Consider the following 1,290-nt stretch of genomic DNA (forward strand, 5'->3'; position numbering starts at 1 on the left):
AACAACTAATTTTTCTAAAATAAATACCTTTTAGAAAAAATTATTTATTAATTTACTATATGATAACATAAAAAAAATATTTGTCAACTTTTTTATCTAATTTTTTATTTTTCGCATGTGCCTTTTAAAATAGCTTCTCTAGCTTTAACATCAGGCAAAACAACAGTAAATTGACAATCAAATCTTCCAGGACGAAGTAAAGCTGAATCTAGCATATCTTTTCGGTTGGTAGCGCCAATAATTAAAACCATCAATTTCAACTAATAATTGGTTTAAAGTTTGTTCTTTTTCTTGCGAACCACCACTATTGCCAGAATTTCTTTTACCACCTACAACATCTATTTTGTCAATAAAAATTACACAGGGAGAATTATATTTAGCATCTTTGAATAATGATCTTATTCTTGAAGTGCCGACTCCGACATACTTTTCTACAAACTCAGAACTAGATACTGAATAAAAAGGAACATTTGCCTCTCCAGCGATTGCTTTGGCTAATAAAATTTTACCAGTTCCTGGCGGTCCTTCTAATAAAACTCCTTTTGGAATAGAAGCCCCTATATCTTGGTATTTTTTAGGATTTTTTTAAAAAATCAATTAATTCTTTCATCTCTTCTTTTTCTTCTTCGTTGCCATCCACATCTTGAAAAGTGAAAAGAGTTTTTTTGTTTAGAAGAAATAAGAAGATTAGATTTTAATTTGACTGATTGTAAACTTATTGTTTTTATAATATAAAACATAAAAATACTAGAAAATAAAACAGGAATAATAACAAATAAAAACCTTAAAAAATTGAAATTATTTGGATCAACAGGAGTGAATACAATTGAAGGTCTTTCCATTCAAATACTTATCATCCCTGAATAAAAAGTATAATCCATTTTAGTCCAAATAATTTCTTTATTTTTTGTATAAGCCTTTATTTTAATTCTATTTTGGTTTAATGTTTTATTTCCTGTTTCTTCACAAGTAATTTTTTCGATATTAGAATCTTTAATCATCGCGATAATTTGATTATTTTCCACTTTTTAGTTCCTTGAGTAAAAAAATCATTAGTTAATTCTTTTATAGTTAAAAATGTCAAAATAATCAAAAATAAATAATTAATTTTATTTTATTGATTTTTATCATATTTTTCCTTTTCTTATATATATTTAAATAAAATAAAGTTAACTTTTATGATTTATTACTTTTTAGTTTTTGTAATCAAAATTTTTTGCGGTTTAATTAACAAAGGAATATTTTTTAATTCTTGATAACACATTTGTTCTAATTCATTAAAAAGAGATA

1 protein-coding gene and 1 pseudogene are annotated in these 1,290 nt (G+C 24.5%); both read right to left on the bottom strand.

The features are described from left to right. Window positions 1-82 precede the first annotated feature (82 nt). Window positions 83-664 (bottom strand): annotated as a pseudogene (locus RI01_RS03410) (AAA family ATPase); the annotation flags it as partial. 178 nt (window positions 665-842) lie between these two features. Then, window positions 843-1,025 (bottom strand): hypothetical protein, encoded by a 183-nt coding sequence (locus RI01_RS02350; RefSeq protein ID WP_017193069.1) that lies wholly within the window; start codon window positions 1,023-1,025, stop codon window positions 843-845. Window positions 1,026-1,290: the final 265 nt, after the last annotated feature.

It is taken from the genome of Italian clover phyllody phytoplasma str. MA1, from assembly GCF_000300695.1.
Lineage (GTDB): Bacteria > Bacillota_I > Bacilli_A > Acholeplasmatales > Acholeplasmataceae > Phytoplasma.